Consider the following 15,596-nt stretch of genomic DNA (forward strand, 5'->3'; position numbering starts at 1 on the left):
GTGGCACGCACCAGGCGGGGGGTGGTCCTCGCCGAGCAGTCGACCCCGTCGAGGCGCAGACGCCTGGTCACCCGCCTCGTGCTGCTGCTCTTCGCGGCAGGGATCGTGTTCGCCGGCTGGGTCGGCGTGCGGGGCGTCATGCACAACCTCGGCGGCCCCCGCTGCCAGGCCACCGCGCTGGGCACGAGCGTGGACTTCGACCCCAGCCAGACGGGGTACGCGGCCACCATGGTGGCCATCGCCGAGAAGCGCGGGCTGCCGGCGCGGGCGGGCACCATCGCCATCGCCACGGCGATCCAGGAGTCCAAGCTGCGCAACCTCACCTACGGCGACCGTGACTCGGTCGGGCTCTTCCAGCAGCGGCCGAGCCAGGGCTGGGGCACGGAGAAGCAGATCCTCGACCCGGTCTACGCGACCAACAGGTTCTACGACGCGCTGGTCAAGATCGACGGCTACGAGCAGATGCGGATCACCGAGATCGCGCAGAAGGTGCAGCGCTCGGCCTACCCCGAGGCCTACGCCGACCACGAGCAGGAGGGCCGCATCCTGGCCTCCGCGCTCAGCGGCCACTCCCCCGGCGGACTCGGCTGCCGCCTGGACCAGGCCGCTCAGGGGACGCCGACCGCGCTGCGCGACGCAATGGGCAAGGAGCTCGGCGCCAAGGCCACGGTCAGCGGCCGCACCCTGACCGTGCGCGCCGGCAGCGAGCGTGGTGCATGGACGGCCGGTGCGTACGCCGTCGCGAAGGCCTCGCAGTACGGCGTCACCAGGGTGCGCGTGGGCAGCAGGGAGTGGACTCGTACGCGGGACCCCGAGGGCTGGACCTGGACCAGGGCCAAGGGCGGGTCGGCCACCACCGTGACCGTCACCTTCGCCCCCGCCGGCTGACCCACTCGCTCCACCCTGTCTGCCGCAGCATCGGCGCGCGCACACCTGACGTGGCCGGGTACGGCGCGAGGCCCGGTTCCGTCGGGAACCGGGCCTCGCGGGGTACGCGGGTGGGCGCGGGTCAGCGGGCGCTGAAGTCCACGTAGTCGCGCTCGGTGGCACCGGTGTAGATCTGGCGCGGGCGGCCGATCTTGGTCTGCGGGTCCTCGATCATCTCGCGCCACTGGGCGATCCAGCCGGGCAGGCGGCCGAGGGCGAACAGGACCGTGAACATCTTCGTCGGGAAGCCCATGGCCTTGTAGATGAGGCCGGTGTAGAAGTCGACGTTCGGGTAGAGCTTGCGCTCCACGAAGTAGTCGTCCTCGAGGGCGCGCTGCTCGAGCTGGAGGGCGATGTCGAGCAGCGGGTCCTTGACGCCGTCCTTGTTGATGATGGTGTCGGCGGTCTTCTTGATGATCGCGGCGCGGGGGTCGTAGTTCTTGTAGACCCGGTGGCCGAAGCCCATCAGCTTGACCCCGTCCTCCTTGTTCTTGACCTTCTTGACGAAGGTGTCGACGTCGCCGCCATTCTTGGCGATGCCGTCGAGCATCTCCAGCACCGCCGAGTTGGCGCCGCCGTGCAGCGGGCCGGAGAGCGCGTGGATGCCGGCGGAGACGGAGTTGAACAGGTTGGCCTGGGCCGAGCCGACCAGGCGCACCGTCGACGTCGAGCAGTTCTGCTCGTGGTCGGCGTGGAGGATCAGCAGCAGGTCGAGGGCCTTGACCATGTCGGGGTCGAGGTCGTAGGGCTCGGCGGGGAAGCCGAAGGTCATGCGCAGGAAGTTCTCCGCCAGCGACAGCGAGTTGTCGGGGTAGAGGAACGGCTGGCCGACCGACTTCTTGTAGGCGTAGGCCGCGATCGTGGGGAGCTTGGCCAGCAGGCGGACGGTCGAGATCTCGACCTGCTCCTTGTCGAACGGGTCGAGGCTGTCCTGGTAGAAGGTGCCGAGCGCCGAGACGGCGGACGACAGCACCGGCATCGGGTGGGCGTCACGCGGGAAGCCGCCGAAGAACGCCTTGAGGTCCTCGTGCAGCAGCGTGTGGCGACGGATCTTCTGGTCGAAGTCGTCGAGCTCGGCCTGCGTCGGCAGCTCGCCGTAGATGAGGAGGTAGGAGACCTCGAGGAAGCTCGACTTCTCGGCGAGCTGCTCGATCGGGTAGCCGCGGTAGCGCAGGATGCCCTGGTCGCCGTCGATGTAGGTGACCGCGCTGTTGCACGACGCCGTGTTGACGAAGCCGATGTCGAGGGTGGTGTTGCCGGTCTCCTTCATCAGCTTGCTGATGTCGTAGCCGTTGTTGCCCTCGGCCGCCTTCACCAGCGGGAGGGCGATCTCCTTGTCGCCCGCCTTCAGCGTGGCGCCAGTGGATCCGTCGTTGCTCATGCGTAACCATCCTCGAGTGTCCTGGGCGGGCACCTTCCCACGGCGTGCCTCGCGCACGCTCGACGCTACCCCAGAACCCCGCAGGGCCGGAAAACGGCCCTGTCAGGCGCGCAACCGCTCCGCCGCGGCGGCGATGCGCTCGTCGGTGGCGGTGAGAGCGATGCGCACGTGCTCACGACCGGCCTTCCCGTAGAAGGTCCCCGGGGCGGCCAGGATCCCGCGCCGCGACAGGGCGTCGACGGTGGCCCACGCGTCCTCACCCCGCGTCGCCCAGAGGTACAGGCCCGCGTCGGAGTGGTCGACCCGCAGGCCGAACGCCTCGACTGCGGTACGCAGCTGGGCCCGCCGCGCGGCATACCTCGCCTTCTGCTCCGCGACGTGGGCGTCGTCGCCGAGCGCCACGGTGAGCGCCTGCTGCACCGGCCAGGGCACGATCATGCCCGCGTGCTTGCGGACCTCGAGCAGCCGGCGCACGAGCGACACGTCACCCGCCACGAACGCCGCCCGGTAGCCGGCCAGGTTGGACTGCTTGCTCAGGGAGTAGACGGCGAGCAGGCCCTCGGTGCTGCCGCCGGTGACGCGCGGGTCGAGGATGCTGGGCGTGGTCGGCTCGGTGGCTCCCTCGCGCCAGTCGAGCTCGGCGTAGCACTCGTCACTCGCCACGACGACGCCGTGGGCACGCGCCCAGGCCACGACCTTTGCGAGGTGCTCGATGCCGAGCACCTGGCCGGTGGGGTTGCTGGGACTGTTGAGCCACAACAGCTTCGGCGTCGTGGCGGTCGTGAGCGGGCCGAGCGCGGCGAGCCCGTCCACGACCTGCGGGGTGGCACCGGCCAGGCGGGCGCCCACGTCGTAGGTCGGGTAGGCGATCCCGGGGAAGCCGACGACGTCGCCCTGGCCCAGGCCCAGGAGCGTCGGCAGCCACGCGACGAGCTCCTTGGACCCGATGGTCGGCATGACGCCGTCCGGGTCGAGATCGGGCACGCCGCGCCGGCGCGCGAACCATCCGGCCACCGCCTCCCGCAGCGGCGCCGTGCCGTACGTCAGCGGGTAGCCGGGGGCGTCCGCGGCACCGCGCAGGGCCTCCTGGACCACGGCCGGCGTGGGGTCGACCGGCGTGCCGACCGACAGGTCGACGATCCCCCCGGAGACAGAACTCGCCCGCTCCTTGTACGGAGCGAGCGAGTCCCAGGGAAAGTCAGGAAGCGACCGGACCGTCACTCGTCGTGCTCCTGCGGGGGCAGGTCGGCGATGATCGGGTGGTCCTTGGCGATGAGGCCGAGCTTGGCCGCGCCGCCGGGGCTGCCGAGGTCGTCGAAGAACTCGACGTTGGCCTTGTAGTAGTCGGCCCACTGCTCCGGGACGTCGTCCTCGTAGTAGATCGCCTCGACGGGGCAGACCGGCTCGCACGCACCGCAGTCGACGCACTCGTCGGGGTGGATGTAGAGGGACCGCTCACCTTCGTAGATGCAGTCGACCGGGCATTCCTCGATGCAGGCCTTGTCCTTGAGGTCAACGCAAGGCTGGGCGATCACGTACGTCATGCCGCACATACTATGCGGCTCATGTCGGCCGACGTCAGCAACCTCCCCCCGGGGTCCCGTGTCGTGGTCAGGTGGCGGCTGGAGCACCCGGACCCCACCTCGGGCGCGACCCTGACGGACAGCGTCGGCACCCTCACGGGCACGGACGCGACCCACCTGGAGGTGCTGACCTCGAGGGGGCCGGTGCGCATCGAGCGCGCACGGGTGGTCGCGGCCAAGGAGGTGCCCCCGAAGCCCTCTCGCCGCGGCGCCGCCCACCTTGCCACCTCCGTCGAGGACCTCCAGCGAGCGGCCGTCCCCTCGTGGGGGGCGCTCGAGCGCGAGGACCTGGGCGACTGGGTGCTGCGGGCGTCGCGCGGGTTCACCCAGCGCGGCAACTCCACGGTGCCGGTTGGCAGCCCCGGGCTGCCCCTCACCACCGCGGTGGAGCGGGTCGAGCAGTGGTACGCCGCGCGGCAGCTCCCTGCGAAGTTCGCCCTCGCCGGGCCAGTGGGCTTCGCGGCGGCGGACGACCCCCTCGGGGCACTGCTGCTCGGCCGGGGCTACACGGTCGGCAGCCTGACCCTCGTCCTGACGGCGTCGACCGCGACCGTCGCCGCAGCCGACCCCGGCGGGCCGGCGGTCGCCATCGAGCCGGTGCCCGGCGAGGCGTGGCTACAGGCCTACCAGGGGACTCGGGACAGCGACCCGGAGACCGCGCGTGGCGTCCTCACTGGCAGCCCGCGACAGCTGTTCGGGTCGGTGGCACCCGGTGGCGGGTTGTCGCAGCAGCTCGGGGTGCGAGCGCCCGACGCGGCGGGGACGGCTCCGATCGCGTTGGCACGACTGGGTTTCGGGGCAGGGTGGGCCGGTCTCGGGGCCGTGTGGACCGACCCCGCCTTCCGTGGCCGCGGCCTGGCAGCGCACCTGACGGCACGGCTGGCGGACGCCGCCCTGCGTGAGGGCGTCAGCCTGGTCCACCTCCAGGTGGAGCACGACAACGCGACCGCGATCCGGCTCTACGAGCGGCTGGGCTTCGCCCGGCACTCCTCCTACGCCTACCTCACCGCCCCGGCCGAGAGCGGGTCCCGGTAAAGGACTGGCGTCCGGGCCAGGCTCCCCACGACAGTGGCCCCATGACGTCACGGATCTCCCACACCACGGTCGACTCCCGCAACGCCCACGCCCAGTCGATCTGGTGGGGCCAGGTGCTCGGGTTCGCCGAGGACCCTCGCGACCCCAACCTCCCCGGCCACGAGGAGTGCATGGTGTTCTCGCCCGGCGGTCGCCAGCGGGTGCTGTTCATCGAGGTGCCCGAGGGCAAGACGGTGAAGAACCGGGTGCACTTCGACCTCTGGCCGACTGACCGCACCATGGACGAGGAGGTCCAGCGGCTGCTGGAGGCCGGGGCGACGATGGTCCACGACCTGCGCGACCACCGTGGGCCCGGCACCGGCTGGGCCACCCTCGCCGACCCGGAGGGCAACGAGTTCTGTGTCCTGCGCAGCGAGTCCGAGCGCCCGGACCCCTACGCGCACCTCGTCAGGTAGCCGTCACGGGTTGGTGCAGACGACGTCGTCCTCGGGGATGTAGTGCGTCGAGAACTGCGAGGTCTTGATGACCTTGCCCGCCTTCTTGAAGATCCGCGAGACAGTCACGTCGAACCCCGGGGTGGGTGTCTGGGGCACGCAGCCCTTCTTGTCGTCGACGATGCGCTTGGGCTCGATCACGTTGCGGCGCGGGCCCTTCACGGCCTGGATGTCCCAGACCTTGGTGCCGTGGAAGGTCACCGTGACGGTCTTGTCGGTGGCGACGGCCTGGATGAGGATCCCGTAGCCGGTGTCGTTGGTCCACTTCTGGTCGACGTCGGGCCAGGAGATGGTCGCCTCCCGACCCTCGGGGTAGCGGGAGATGTAGAAGCTGTGCGGCAGGTACTGGTCGATCCGCACACCCGAGAAGAACGCCGCGTTGAACGTCGTCGTCGACAGCTGCGAGATGCCGCCGCCGTAGTCCTTGGTCAGGCGGCCGTTGACGATCACGGGGGCCTCGTTGTAGCCCTTCGCGGCGGTGCGCTGGCCGAGCACCTTGTTGAGGCTGAACTGCTCGCCGGGGCCGACGTAGGTGCCGTTGAGGGTGCGGGCCGCGATCTGGATGTTCTCGGTGCGCGGCGGGTTGAAGGGCAGGTTGGTGGTGAAGGTCGAGATGACCTCCTTGGGCATGATCTTCACGGCCTGCGCGGTGGTCAGCTTCGGCAGGACGACGGTCGTGGCCACCGTGGCGGTGCGCGAGGCCGAGGTCAGCGCCGGCACGAACGTCGCCGCGATCGACTTGTCGTCGAGGGCCACCCCGGTCGCCGCGGGCGCCACCGTCGGCTTGGTCCCCCGGAACATGATCTTCGCGTCCCGCGCCTTGGTCTCGACCCCGGCGGCGCCGGCAGCGGCGTGCACCGCGGCGACGAGCTTGGTGGTGTCGACCGCCGGGGCGAGCCGCCCGTCCGCGTCCGGCTTCATGCTGAGGGCCGGTGCGTAGGCAGCCGGCTTGACCGTGAACCGCTTCGCACCGACGGCGACCGTGACCGGTGCCGACATCGCCGGGGTCGCGAACTCCTTGACCGCGCGGTCGACCTCGTCGGCCGTCAGCGCCGGCTCGACCGTGTCGACCTTCGCCGCCACGGCTCCCCTGGCGGGCCAGCGGGCGGCGATCTCGTCCGCGGTGCCGGGCACGGACAGCTTGGCCCCCACCACGGGACGCGTGACCGAGACCTTGCCGGACGGGAACGTGATGCCGCCCTGCACGACCTGGGTCTCGAGCCGGGACCGGACCCCGGTGACTGCGGCCTCGAGCCGCTGCCGGTCCACCGAGGTCTTCAGCTGCTCCTCGTGGCCACCGGTGAGGCGGTCCCAGAGGTCGGCGGGCTTGAGGCTGAAACCGCTCAGGCCGTCGACGGTGGCCGGGAAGTCGAGCTCGAGCCCGGCCGCGGCAGGGTCGAGGTCCACGGACCGGTCACCGGCCGTGAGCGTGACCTTGGCCTTCTCCTTGGACGCGAGCGCACGCTCCAGCGTGCGCTCGGCGGAGGCCGGCGCCATACCGCCGATCGGCACCCCCGAGACCGAGGTGTTGGCGGGGACGTGGCGCCCGAGGAACCACGCGAGACCGAGGTACCCCGCGAGCAGCACCGCCACCGCGACACCGAGCCTCAGCCCGGCGGAGCCGCCTTCCTTCACGCCCACTCCCATCACCTCAGGACCTCGTAGCGGCTGCGGTAGTAGACCAGCGCGGCCGTCGGGTGCTCGTTGCTCGTCAGGGACACTACTTCGCCGACGACGATGCTGTGGTCACCTGCGGGGTGCACGTCGGTGGTTCGGCACTCGATCGTGGCCAGGGCACCGTCGAGGAGGGCGACCCCCGTCGCCTCCCCGCGGTGGTGCGCCACCCGGTCGAGCTGGCCGTGCAGCGGCCTGCCCTGCGTGGAGAGCCACTGGGCCACGGCACGCTGCTCGGCACCGAGGATGCTGACGCCCCACACCCCGGCCTCGGTCACGGCGTCGTGGAACCGCGCGTCGACCTCCACGCACACGAGCACGAGCAGCGGGTCCATCGACACGGAGGTGATCGCGTTGGCGGTCATGGCGTGGTCGTGCCCGCCGGCCGACGTGGTCAGGACGGTCACGCCCGTGGCGAACCGCCCCATGGCCAGGCGGAACTGGTCGGGGTCGACCTCGTCGCTCACGGGGTTGCCTCCAGGAGGTCGGTGCGTCGCGCCGCCGGGTCCGCGCCGGATGGCGCGGCCGCGGGGCGGCCGGTCAGGGGGTCGAGCAGGGCGAAGCCCTCGCGGCCGGACAGCCGGGCCGCGATGTCGTTGGACAGTGCGAAGGTGCGGCCGTCGGCGGCGACGGTGACCTGTGTGACGTGGTGCTGCAGGGCGCCGGCCTGTGCCCCGACCAGGTCCGGCTCGACGACCTCGTGCGTGACGACCCGGTCGTCCACCACCGACGGCGGGTAGTCCCCGTCGGGGTCGGGAAGGGTCCAGCCCTCGGTGGGTGGGTGCGCGCGCAGCCACTCGCGGTCCTCGCGGGCCCACGAGGCCGGCGTCAGCACGGCGTACAGGAGCGGCCGCTCCCGGGCGGGCAGGGAGGCGAGGGCCGCGCACGTGACCCGGTGGGTCTGCACGTGGTCGGGGTGCAGGTAGCCGCCGTGCTCGTCGTAGGTGACGACGGCCGCCGGGCGGACGCGCCGGACCACGTCCGCGACCATGGCGGCGGCCTCGTCGAGGTCGGCACCCACGAACGTGTCGGGACGTGGCGGCAGGTCGACACCGGCCATCCCGGAGTCGCGGTAGACGGACAGGCGGCCGGCGTCCGCGTCCTCGCCGAGCACCTCGTGGGTCACCCCCAGGGCGTCCATCGCTGCTCGCAGCTCCTCGCGGCGGTACGGGCCGAGGGCGTCGTCGTGCTGGGAGTCCAGGTGCTGCAGCTCCGCCGGGATGACCTCCCCCTCCTCCCCGAGGGTGCAGGTCAGGACGTGGACCCGGTGCCCGTCGCGGACGTGGCGGGCCATCGTCACGCCCGTCGTGAGCGTCTCGTCGTCGGGGTGGGCATGGACGAGCAGCAGCGCTGCCTGGGGTTCGGGAGCCGGGGTGGTCACCGGACTATCCCACACCCACGGTCGCCAGGTCGACGAAGCCGCCCAGCGCCTCGTTCGCGGAGAGCCCCGTCACGGAGGTGCCGGCGATGAACATCGAACGGCGCTGGGCCAGGGCCACGAACGCCCCCTGCGAGGCGAGGCTCGCGTCCAGCCTGGCCCAGGCCGTGGCCTGCGCCCCGGGGTCGGCGATGGTGGAGATGCGGCTGATCTCGCGGTCGACCTTCGCGTCGGCGAAGCCACCGAGGTCGCGGCCGGTGCCGTTGGCGGTGAGGTTGAGGCGGCTGTCGAACAGGGGCGGGATGACGGTGGAGGCCGAGGGCCAGGCGGGGGCCCAGTTGGCCCAGAACACGTCGGTCTTCCTCGTCTGGCCCGGACGCGCCATGGTCTCGAAGTAGTCCTTCTCGACGGGCTGCAGCTGCACGGAGAACCCGGCGTCCTCCCACCCGTTGCGCAGGGCGGCCATCGCCTTGTCGGCCGTCGGCGTCGAGCGGTAGGCCACCCGGATCCGCACCGGCAGCGTGAGGCCGGAGGCCGCCAGCTCGGTGCGGGCCCGGGCCGTGTCGCCCGTCGCGCCGGCGCCGACGACGTCCGCGCCGGTGTGGCCGGGCAGCGCGGGGCCGATGAGGCTGTAGGCGGGCTCGGCTGCGCTGGGACCGCCGAGGGCGGTGACGTAGCCCTCGCGGTTGGTCGCCAGGGCCAGGGCCTTGCGCACCTCGGGTTTGCGCATGACCCCGGACGCGGCCGAGGGCGCGAGGTAGTCGACGAACTGGCCCGTGGGGTTGATGGCCCGCTTGCGCAGGCCCTCGTCGGAGAGCACGTGCTGCTGCATCGCGGGCGGCGCCGAGTCGAGCGTGACGGCCCTCTTGCGCGCACCCTCGTCGTTGATGACCTGCTGGACGGCCGTCTGCGACTCGGTGCCCTCGACGTACTCGACGGCGTCAGGGCCTGCCTTGCGGATCGGGTCGCTGGCCCGGTCCCAGTGCGGGTTGCGCACGAACGTGCCCCCGGCGTTCGGGTCCCACCCGCCCTCGAGCTGGTACGGGCCACTGGAGAACACCGCGTACGGGTCCTTCGCGCCGCGGTCGTTGGCCTTCTTGACCGGCGCGAACACGGGCAGCGCGACCACCTGGTTGAAGTCCACCATCGGTGTGCTCAACCGGAACGTCACGGTCGAGCCCTTGCAGGTCACCGCCTTGTCGTACGACGCCTGCCCGGCGCCCTGCCAGGGTCCGGTGTAGGTGGACGTACCGTCGGCCTTGCGCGGGATGTCGAGGTAGGCCAGGGGGTAGTTCAGGCCCTCCGTCGCGAACGGCGTGCCGAAGGACCGCGACACGCCGTAGCGGACGTCGGCACACGTGACCGGCGTGCCGTCCTGCCAGGTGACGCCGTCGCGCAGCGTGAAGGACCAGACCTTGAGGGTCTTGTCGTGCGTGCCCGCGTCGGTGGCGAGGTCGCCGACGACCTCACGGCGCGCTGCGGCGTCGGGGCCCGCGGGGTGGGCGGTGAGGGTGCGGATGATGGTGCGCCCCGCGAAGGCGATGTCCTGGGGCGCGGACAGGCGCTGCGGGTCCCACGTCGCGACCGGGCCGAGGGAGAGCACGGACAGCCGTCCGGGCGTCCCCCCGTCGGAGGCCTTCTCGGTGCCGCCGGTGCAACCGGCCGCGGCCAGCACGGCCACCAGCGCGGCGGTCAGCCGCGCTGGTGGCCTGCGACGGTGGTCGGTCCGCACCGGCACCGGGCCGCGCTCAGGCGTTGCGCGCCCGGGCAGCGGCGCGGGCGCGCAGGGTCTGGTCGAGCTCGACCTTGCGGATGCGCACGGCCTCCGGGGTCACCTCGACGCACTCGTCCTCACGGCAGAACTCCAGCGACTGCTCGAGGCTCAGCTTGCGCGGGGGCACGATCTTCTCGAAGTTGTCCGAGGAGGAGGCGCGCACGTTGGTGAGCTTCTTCTCCTTGGTGATGTTGACGTCCATGTCGTCGGCGCGGGAGTTCTCGCCGATGATCATGCCCTCGTAGACCTCGGTGGTCGGCTCGACGAACAGCGTGCCGCGCTCCTGCAGGTTGACCATGGCGTAGGCCGTGACCACGCCCGTCCGGTCGGACACGAGCGAGCCGCTGGTGCGGGTGACGATCGGGCCGAACCAGGGCTCGTAGTCCTCGAACACGTGGTGGGCGATGCCGGTGCCGCGGGTCTCGGTGAGGAACTCGGTGCGGAAGCCGATGAGGCCACGCGACGGCACGAGGAACTCCATGCGGATCCAGCCGGTGCCGTGGTTGGTCATCTGCTCCATGCGGCCCTTGCGGGCGGCCATGATCTGCGTGATCGGGCCGAGGAACTCCTCCGGGGTGTCGATGGTGAGGCGCTCGACGGGCTCGTGGGTCTTGCCGTCGACCTCGCGGGTGACCACCTGCGGCTTGCCGACGGTGAGCTCGTAGCCCTCGCGGCGCATCTGCTCGACGAGGATGGCCAGCGCGAGCTCGCCGCGGCCCTGGACCTCCCAGGCGTCGGGGCGCTCGGTGTTGAGGACGCGCAGCGACACGTTGCCGATGAGCTCCTTGTCGAGGCGGTCCTTGACCATGCGGGCGGTGACCTTGGAGCCACGGACGCGGCCGACCATGGGGCTGGTGTTGGTGCCGATGGTCATGGAGATGGCCGGCTCGTCGACCGTGATGACGGGCAGCGGGATGGGGTTCTCCGCGTCGGCCAGGGTCTCACCGATCATGATCTCGGGGATGCCCGCGATGGCGATGATGTCGCCGGGGCCGGCCGACTCCGCGGGCTTGCGCTCGAGGGCCTCGGTCATGAGGAGCTCGGTGATCTTGACGCGCTCGACCGTGCCGTCGACCTTGCACCAGGCGACGTGCTGGCCCTTCTTGATCGTGCCGTTGTGGACGCGCAGCAGCGCGAGGCGGCCGAGGAAGTTGGAGGCGTCGAGGTTGGTGACGTGGGCCTGCAGCGGGGCCTCGTCGTCGTAGGTCGGTGCCGGGATCGTCGACAGGATCGTCTCGAAGAGGGCCTCGAGGTTGTCGGCGTCCGGCAGGCCACCGTTCTCGGGACGGGTCATCGAAGCCCGGCCGTTCTTGGCGGAGGCGTACACGATCGGGAACTCGATCTGGTGCTCGTCGGCGTCGAGGTCCATGAAGAGCTCGTAGACCTCGTCGACGACCTCGGCGATGCGCGAGTCGGGGCGGTCGACCTTGTTGATGCACAGGACGACCGGCATCTTCGCGGCGAGCGCCTTGCGCAGCACGAAGCGGGTCTGGGGCAGCGGGCCCTCGGACGCATCGACGAGGAGCACGACGCCGTCGACCATGGACAGGCCGCGCTCGACCTCACCGCCGAAGTCGGCGTGGCCGGGGGTGTCGATGATGTTGATGGTGGCGCCGTCGGCGAGGCCGGCCTCGGCAGCCGCCTTGCCTGCGTAGTGGATCGCGGTGTTCTTCGCGAGGATGGTGATGCCCTTCTCCCGCTCGAGGTCACCGGAGTCCATGGCGCGCTCGTCGACGTGCTGGTGCTCGCCGAACGCACCGGCCTCCCAGAGCATCTTGTCGACCAGCGTGGTCTTTCCGTGGTCGACGTGGGCAACGATGGCGACATTGCGGATGTCACCGCGGGTCTTCATGGGCATGAGCACCATTGTCTCAGGATTTCGTCGTGCTCCGGACCACGCGGTCCGAGCGGCGTGACCACGCCCACAGGAACGACCCCGGGGGCTCAGCGCAGGCGGGCGGCGACGGCGTCCACGATCGGGAGGTCGGCGGGCAGCCACGGCACGGAGTAGAGGTCGGCGGCGGTGAGCCAGCGCAGCATGTCGTGGTCCTCCAGCGGCTCCGGCACCCCCTCGACGACGACCGCCCACCACACCGTCATGGCGTAGGCGTCCCCCAGCGCCCAGCGGCCGTCCCCCAGGGGACCGGTGAGCTGGTCGCCGAGCACCACCGACACGCCGAGCTCCTCGCGCAGCTCGCGGTGCAGCGCCTCCTGCGGCGACTCGCCCGGGTCGACCTTCCCACCCGGGAACTCCCAGCCCCCGGCGAGGGTCGAGGGCTCCGTACGCCGTGCTCCCAGCAGGCGCGTCGGCGCCCGCAGGTCGTCGACGACCGCGGCGCCCACGACCGCCCTTACGGGGGCCATCTGGGCTCTTCCGGACATGGGTCTCACTTTTGTTAATTTCCGCGGCAGGGGGGGTTTCCCCACTGCACTTCTCGCTAGGGTCTGCGACCAACCGTAGAAGGTTTGCGCTTCGGCGCGCCCCTGCGGGCGGCTTCACCAGCACCACCCTTGGCGCCCGACCGGGTCGACCAACGTTCGCACACCAAGCGAGGTATTCATGAAGCTCACGCGGAAGGCGGCCCCGGTCGCCTTGGCGACGACGCTGGCCCTCACCCTTGCCGCTTGCGCGCAGTCCAACCGGGACAGCGGCAGCGGCTCGTCGGGCAGCGGCGGCAACAACAAGGACACCATCACCTTCGGCGCAGCCGGAGCCCCGGAGCTCTTCGACCCCTTCTACGCCACCGACGGCGAGACCTTCCGGGTCACCCGCCAGATGATGGAGGGCCTGGTCGGCATCAAGCCGGGGACCGCCGACATCGAGCCCGAGCTCGCCACGAAGTGGGAGTCGTCGTCCGACGGCAAGGAGTGGACCTTCTCGCTCCGCGAGGGCGTCAAGTTCTGGGACGGCGAGCCCTTCAACGCCGCAGCGGTCTGCTACAACTTCGAGCGCATGTTCGACCAGAACGAGGTCGCCGCGGGTGGCCCCGCCGGCTACTGGGCCGACGTCATGGGCTCGTTCAAGTCCGACGCCAAGAACGCCCTCTACCAGGGCTGCACGGCCAAGGACGACATGACCGCGGTCATCAAGATCAGCCGTCCCACCTCGAAGTTCCCGACCGCCCTGTCGCTCGACTCGTTCTCCATGCAGTCGCCCAAGGCGCTCAAGGCCGGCGACGCCAACAACGTCACCAAGCAGGGTGACGGCTTCGGCTACCCCGCCTACTCCAAGAACCCGGTCGGCACGGGCCCCTACAAGCTCGACAAGTTCGACGAGGCCAACAAGACGGTCACGCTCGTGGCCAACGACTCCTACTGGGGCGAGAAGCCGAAGACGAAGAAGATCGTCTTCAAGATCATCCCCGACGAGTCGACCCGTCGCCAGGAGCTCGAGGCCGGCAGCATCGACGGCTACGACCTTCCCAACCCGGCTGACTGGAAGGGCCTGAAGGACTCGGGCAACCAGCTGCTGATCCGCCCGGCGTTCAACATCCTCTACGTCGGCCTCAACCCGGCGAAGAACCCGAAGCTCAAGGACCTCAAGGTCCGCCAGGCGCTCTACTACGCCATGAACCGCGACCAGCTCGTCAAGACCCAGCTGCCCGAGGGTGCCCAGGTCGCGACGCAGTTCCTGCCGGAGACGGTCTCGGGCTACAACAAGAGCCTGCAGGCCTACCCGTACGACCCGGAGAAGGCCAAGACCCTGCTCAAGGAGGCCGGCGCCGAGGGCATGACCCTCAACTTCGCCTACCCCTCCGACGTGTCGCGTCCCTACATGCCGAACCCGCAGAAGATCTACGAGGCCCTGCGTGCGGACCTCGAGAAGGTCGGCATCAAGGTCAACGTCAGCACCAAGCCGTGGAACGGTGGATACCTCGACACCGTCGACAACGGCGGCTACGACGCGTGGCTGCTCGGCTGGACCGGTGACTACAACTCGGCCGACAACTTCATCGGCACCTTCTTCTCCAACCTCAAGGCCAACGACTTCCACACCAGCGCGACGTCCTACGGCGCGCAGCTGTCGAAGGACCTCGAGGCCGCCGACTCGATCGTCGACGAGGGCCAGCGGACGGCTGCCTACGAGAAGCTCAACCAGCAGATCCAGGAGGACTACCTGCCCGGTCTGGCGATCAGCCACTCCCCGCCGGCCCTCGTCGTGAGCGACAAGGTGAAGGGGCTCGTCCCGAGCCCGCTCACCGCGGAGACCTTCTCGACGGTGACCGTCAGCAAGTGAGCCGGGGCGTGACCTCGGACAGCACTTCCTAAGACTGTGGCCGTCCCAGCACAATCGCTGGGACGGCCACAGTCGCGACTGAAGGAGATCGACCCCCCGTGCTCAGATTCATCCTCAGACGGCTGCTCCAGATGGTGGGGGTGGTCATCGTGCTCTCGATGCTCGTCTTCCTCTGGCTGCGGTCCCTCCCCGGCGGCACGGTGTCCGCCATGCTCGGCGAGCGGGCCACCCCCGCCCGTCGGGCCGCGCTGGAGAAGGCCCTCGGCCTCGACCAGCCGATCTACGTGCAGTACTGGGAGTTCGTGAAGCGGGCTGCCCAGGGGAAGTTCGGTGCCAGCACGGGGGTGCAGGCCGGCACCGACGCCTTCGACATCTTCCTCCAGCGGTTCCCGGCGACGATCGAGCTCGCGCTCTTCTCGATCGTGCTGGCGATCATCGTCGGTATCCCGCTGGGCTACCTCGCCGCCCGCCGGCGTGCGTCGTGGTTCGACAACCTCTCGGTGGTCGGGTCCCTCATCGGCGTCGCCGTGCCGGTGTTCTTCCTGGCGTTCCTGCTGAAGTACTTCTTCGCGATCCAGCTGCACTGGCTGCCGGTCTCGGGCCGCCAGGACTCAGGCATCGACGCGACGCGGGTCACCGGGTTCTTCGTCCTCGACGGCATCCTCACGCGCGAGTGGGACTCCGCCTGGGACGCCATCAAGCACCTCATCCTCCCGGGCCTGGCCCTGGCGACGATCCCGTTCGCCGTGATCTTCCGCATCACCCGCGCCGCCGTCCTCGACGTCATGGACGAGGACTACGTCCGCACCGCCGAGTCCAAGGGCCTCACCCGCCGCGTCATCCGCGGCAGGCACGTCCTGCGCAACGCGCTCCTGCCGGTCGTCACGACGATCGGCCTGCAGACCGGCGGCCTGCTCGTCGGCGCCGTGCTCACCGAGCGCGTGTTCAGCTGGGGCGGCCTCGGTGAGGCGACGGCGCTGTCGTTCGAGCGCCGCGACTACGCCGTGCTGCAGGTCCTCCTGCTGATGTTCGCGATCACCTTCGTCGTCATCAACCTGCTGGTCGACATCGCGTACGCCGTGATCGACCCCCGAATCCGGACGAGGTGACCAA

Annotated in this window: 14 protein-coding genes; 5 read left to right on the forward strand and 9 right to left on the reverse strand. The window is 70.6% G+C overall.

The genetic code is table 11. From position 1 onward, the window contains the following. Positions 1 to 888 carry a hypothetical protein gene (locus tag ABEA42_RS08715; protein WP_345502538.1) on the forward strand — a complete coding sequence of 296 codons (888 nt, stop codon included), beginning with the start codon at positions 1 to 3 and terminating at the stop codon, positions 886 to 888. A 121-nt stretch (positions 889 to 1,009) separates the two neighbouring features. On the opposite strand, the gene ABEA42_RS08720 is transcribed toward ABEA42_RS08715, so the two are convergent. From ABEA42_RS08720 to fdxA, 3 genes are all read right to left on the reverse strand, one after another. Beyond that, positions 1,010 to 2,308 carry a citrate synthase gene (locus tag ABEA42_RS08720; RefSeq protein ID WP_345502539.1) on the reverse strand — a complete coding sequence of 433 codons (1,299 nt, stop codon included), beginning with the start codon at positions 2,306 to 2,308 and terminating at the stop codon, positions 1,010 to 1,012. 102 nt (positions 2,309 to 2,410) lie between these two features. Continuing rightward, positions 2,411 to 3,529, reverse strand: coding sequence for a succinyldiaminopimelate transaminase (gene dapC / locus ABEA42_RS08725; RefSeq protein ID WP_345502540.1), 1,119 nt, complete (start codon positions 3,527 to 3,529; stop codon positions 2,411 to 2,413). Next, positions 3,526 to 3,852, reverse strand: a complete 327-nt coding sequence (fdxA, locus tag ABEA42_RS08730) for a ferredoxin (protein WP_345502542.1) — start codon at positions 3,850 to 3,852, stop codon at positions 3,526 to 3,528. Before fdxA ends, dapC begins: the two co-directional genes overlap by 4 nt. A 21-nt stretch (positions 3,853 to 3,873) precedes the next feature. Between fdxA and ABEA42_RS08735 the strand changes: the two genes are divergently transcribed. Together ABEA42_RS08735 and ABEA42_RS08740 are read left to right on the forward strand one after the other, a co-directional pair. Continuing rightward, positions 3,874 to 4,926: a GNAT family N-acetyltransferase gene (locus ABEA42_RS08735; RefSeq protein ID WP_345502543.1), complete on the forward strand. Its 1,053-nt coding sequence runs from the start codon at positions 3,874 to 3,876 to the stop codon at positions 4,924 to 4,926. A gap of 41 nt (positions 4,927 to 4,967) precedes the next feature. Further along, positions 4,968 to 5,381, forward strand: coding sequence for a VOC family protein (locus tag ABEA42_RS08740; protein WP_345502544.1), 414 nt, complete (start codon positions 4,968 to 4,970; stop codon positions 5,379 to 5,381). Between the two features lie 3 nt (positions 5,382 to 5,384). Here ABEA42_RS08740 and ABEA42_RS08745 read toward each other — a convergent pair whose 3' ends face one another. The 6 genes from ABEA42_RS08745 to ABEA42_RS08770 form a co-directional block, all read right to left on the reverse strand. Continuing rightward, a complete protein-coding gene (locus tag ABEA42_RS08745) occupies positions 5,385 to 7,061 on the reverse strand; it encodes a VanW family protein (protein WP_345502545.1) in 1,677 nt (558 codons plus the stop codon). Between the two features lie 5 nt (positions 7,062 to 7,066). Then, positions 7,067 to 7,561: a flavin reductase family protein gene (locus ABEA42_RS08750; protein WP_345502547.1), complete on the reverse strand. Its 495-nt coding sequence runs from the start codon at positions 7,559 to 7,561 to the stop codon at positions 7,067 to 7,069. Then, complete coding sequence (gene mshB / locus ABEA42_RS08755) at positions 7,558 to 8,475, reverse strand: N-acetyl-1-D-myo-inositol-2-amino-2-deoxy-alpha-D-glucopyranoside deacetylase (protein ID WP_345502548.1); 918 nt, start codon at positions 8,473 to 8,475, stop codon at positions 7,558 to 7,560. The genes ABEA42_RS08750 and mshB overlap by 4 nt, the downstream gene beginning before the upstream one ends. Before the next feature lie 4 nt (positions 8,476 to 8,479). Continuing rightward, positions 8,480 to 10,210: an ABC transporter substrate-binding protein gene (locus ABEA42_RS08760; RefSeq protein WP_345502550.1), complete on the reverse strand. Its 1,731-nt coding sequence runs from the start codon at positions 10,208 to 10,210 to the stop codon at positions 8,480 to 8,482. A 10-nt stretch (positions 10,211 to 10,220) separates the two neighbouring features. Then, positions 10,221 to 12,104: a translational GTPase TypA gene (typA, locus tag ABEA42_RS08765; RefSeq protein ID WP_345502551.1), complete on the reverse strand. Its 1,884-nt coding sequence runs from the start codon at positions 12,102 to 12,104 to the stop codon at positions 10,221 to 10,223. An 86-nt stretch (positions 12,105 to 12,190) separates the two neighbouring features. Further along, entirely contained in the window at positions 12,191 to 12,628 is a 438-nt protein-coding gene (locus ABEA42_RS08770) for a (deoxy)nucleoside triphosphate pyrophosphohydrolase (protein ID WP_345502553.1), read from the reverse strand. Between the two features lie 178 nt (positions 12,629 to 12,806). On the opposite strand from ABEA42_RS08770, the gene ABEA42_RS08775 reads away from it, so the two are divergent. Both ABEA42_RS08775 and ABEA42_RS08780 read left to right on the forward strand, forming a co-directional pair. Further along, entirely contained in the window at positions 12,807 to 14,483 is a 1,677-nt protein-coding gene (locus ABEA42_RS08775; protein WP_345502554.1) for an ABC transporter substrate-binding protein, read from the forward strand. A 98-nt stretch (positions 14,484 to 14,581) separates the two neighbouring features. Next, positions 14,582 to 15,592 carry an ABC transporter permease gene (locus tag ABEA42_RS08780; protein ID WP_345502555.1) on the forward strand — a complete coding sequence of 337 codons (1,011 nt, stop codon included), beginning with the start codon at positions 14,582 to 14,584 and terminating at the stop codon, positions 15,590 to 15,592. Positions 15,593 to 15,596 lie beyond the last annotated feature (4 nt).

This window comes from Pedococcus ginsenosidimutans, from assembly GCF_039544395.1.
Taxonomy (GTDB): Bacteria; Actinomycetota; Actinomycetes; order Actinomycetales; family Dermatophilaceae; genus Pedococcus; species Pedococcus ginsenosidimutans.

Excerpts from the sequence above, each read along its gene's own strand:
- ABEA42_RS08770 (WP_345502553.1), bottom strand. The coding sequence starts at position 12,628 with ATGTCCGGAAGAGCCCAGATGGCCCCCGTAAGGGCGGTCGTGGGCGCC.
- typA (WP_345502551.1), bottom strand. The coding sequence starts at position 12,104 with ATGCCCATGAAGACCCGCGGTGACATCCGCAATGTCGCCATCGTTGCC.
- ABEA42_RS08735 (WP_345502543.1), top strand. The coding sequence starts at position 3,874 with ATGTCGGCCGACGTCAGCAACCTCCCCCCGGGGTCCCGTGTCGTGGTC.
- ABEA42_RS08775 (WP_345502554.1), top strand. The coding sequence starts at position 12,807 with ATGAAGCTCACGCGGAAGGCGGCCCCGGTCGCCTTGGCGACGACGCTG.
- fdxA (WP_345502542.1), bottom strand. The coding sequence starts at position 3,852 with ATGACGTACGTGATCGCCCAGCCTTGCGTTGACCTCAAGGACAAGGCC.
- ABEA42_RS08720 (WP_345502539.1), bottom strand. The coding sequence starts at position 2,308 with ATGAGCAACGACGGATCCACTGGCGCCACGCTGAAGGCGGGCGACAAG.
- ABEA42_RS08740 (WP_345502544.1), top strand. The coding sequence starts at position 4,968 with ATGACGTCACGGATCTCCCACACCACGGTCGACTCCCGCAACGCCCAC.